The organism is Pseudokineococcus marinus (assembly GCF_013004605.1).
Classification (GTDB): Bacteria; Actinomycetota; Actinomycetes; order Actinomycetales; family Quadrisphaeraceae; genus Pseudokineococcus; species Pseudokineococcus marinus.
The window spans coordinates 1-1,915 of sequence record NZ_JABEMA010000442.1 but is presented as its reverse complement, the minus strand read 5'-3'; the positions used below and the strand labels follow the sequence as shown (position 1 = coordinate 1,915).

Here is a 1,915-nt window from a genome sequence, read left to right as displayed (position 1 = left end):
CCGGCTCGTCCACAGCGCCGTGGGCTGCTCGGGGGGCCGGGCCGTGCGCCGGGCGGGGGGTCGGCTCGGCACGTCCGCGATGCTGCCACGCGGGGGTCGGGCGCCGCGGTCGCGGCGGCTACGCTCGACCTCCGGCCGGTGCACCGGGCGCGCGGCGCGCGCCCCCGGCCGACGAGACGCACAACTGGACACGGAGGACGACGTGGCGAGCAGCGCCCCCAGCAGGCCGGCCGAGCTGACCGAGGTCCTGGAGCCCGTGGTCGCGCGGGCCGGGCTCCACCTCGAGGGCGTGAGCGTCACGCCGGCGGGTCGCCGCCGCGTCGTCCGGGTCACCGTGGACCTGCCGGAGGACGCCGTCGGCGCCGTGCCCCACGACCGCGTCGCCGAGGTGAGCCGCTCGGTCTCGACCGCCCTCGACGACGCCTGCGCCTTCGGCGAGCAGCCCTACCTGCTCGAGGTGGGCAGCCCCGGCGTCGACCGCCCCCTCACCGAGCGCCGCCACTGGCGGCGGGCGCGGACGCGGCTCGTCGCCGTCGACGTCACCGGCGAGGACGGCGCGGCGCGCCGGACCACCGGGCGCGTCGTCGAGGCGGGCGACGACGGCGTCGTCCTCGACGTCGACGGCGCGCGCACGACGGTGCCCTGGGACCGCCTCGGGACGGGCGCGGTGCAGGTGGAGTTCCGCCGCCCCGAGGGGCAGCCCGACGACGACGTCGACAGCGACGACGTCGACGACCTGGACGAGACGCACGACGACCTGGACGAGACGGACGACGAGCAGGACGAGACGGACGACGAGCAGGACGAGGACCGGGCCTGATGGACATCGACATGGCGGCGCTGCGGGCGCTGGAGCGCGAGCGGGAGATCCCCCTCGACGTCCTCGTGGGCGCCATCGAGAACGCCCTGCTGCTGGCCTACCAGCGCACCCCCGGCTCCGCGCCGCGGGCACGGGTCGAGCTGGACCGGAAGTCCGGGCGGGTGACCGTGTGGGCGCGCGAGCCGCAGCCCCCGGCGCCCGAGGTGGCCGAGGGCGAGGAGCCGCCGCCCCCGCCGCCGCCCGCGCGCGAGTACGACGACACCCCCACCGGCTTCGGCCGCGTGGCCACCTCGACGGCGCGCCAGGTGATCTTCCAGCGCCTGCGGGAGGCCGAGGACGCCGCCGTGCTGGGGGAGTTCCAGGGTCGCGAGGGCGACGTCATCTCGGGCCTCGTGCAGCAGGGGCGCGACCGCTCCGTCGTCCACGTCGACCTCGGCGCGGTCGAGGGCGTCATGCCGCCGGCCGAGCAGGTGCCGGGGGAGTCCTACCCGCACGGCTCGCGCGTGCGGGCCCTCGTCGTGTCGGTGCGACGCGGCCTGAAGGGCCCGTCGATCACGCTCTCGCGCACGCACCCCGACCTCGTCCGGAAGCTCTTCGCCCTGGAGGTCCCGGAGATCGCCGACGGGCACGTCGAGATCGTGGCGCTGGCCCGCGAGGCCGGTCACCGCACCAAGGTGGCCGTCCGCAGCCACGTCGCGGGCCTCAACCCCAAGGGCGCGTGCATCGGGCCCATGGGCCAGCGGGTCCGCGCGGTCATGGCCGAGCTGCGCGAGGAGAAGATCGACATCGTCGACTGGGACGACGACCCGGCCAGGTTCGTGGCCGCCGCGCTGTCGCCGGCGCGGGTCTCGAGCGTCGAGGTCGTCGACCGGGAGGCGCGCGCCTGCCGCGTCGTCGTGCCGGACTACCAGCTGTCGCTGGCCATCGGCAAGGAGGGCCAGAACGCCCGTCTCGCCGCCCGGCTGACGGGCTGGCGCATCGACATCCGCAGCGACACGGCGCCCGAGCCGCCGCCGGTCGACCCGTCGGTGCGCCGCGAGCCGCTGCGGGGCGGCCCGCGCACGCCCGACCGCGACCCGCGCGGTGGGGCCGGGC

The 1,915-nt window shown here is 77.4% G+C and carries 2 protein-coding genes; both read left to right on the top strand.

Annotation, left to right across the window (positions count from 1 at the left end; all coding sequences use genetic code 11):
* Positions 1 to 79: 79 nt before the first annotated feature.
* On the top strand, positions 80 to 820 hold the full coding sequence (locus tag HLB09_RS16420) for a ribosome maturation factor RimP (protein ID WP_171204374.1): 741 nt from the start codon (positions 80 to 82) through the stop codon (positions 818 to 820).
* On the top strand, positions 820 to 1,915 hold a 1,096-nt coding region (nusA, locus tag HLB09_RS16415; RefSeq protein ID WP_171204373.1), incomplete at its 3' end, for a transcription termination factor NusA. The genes HLB09_RS16420 and nusA, both read left to right, overlap by 1 nt.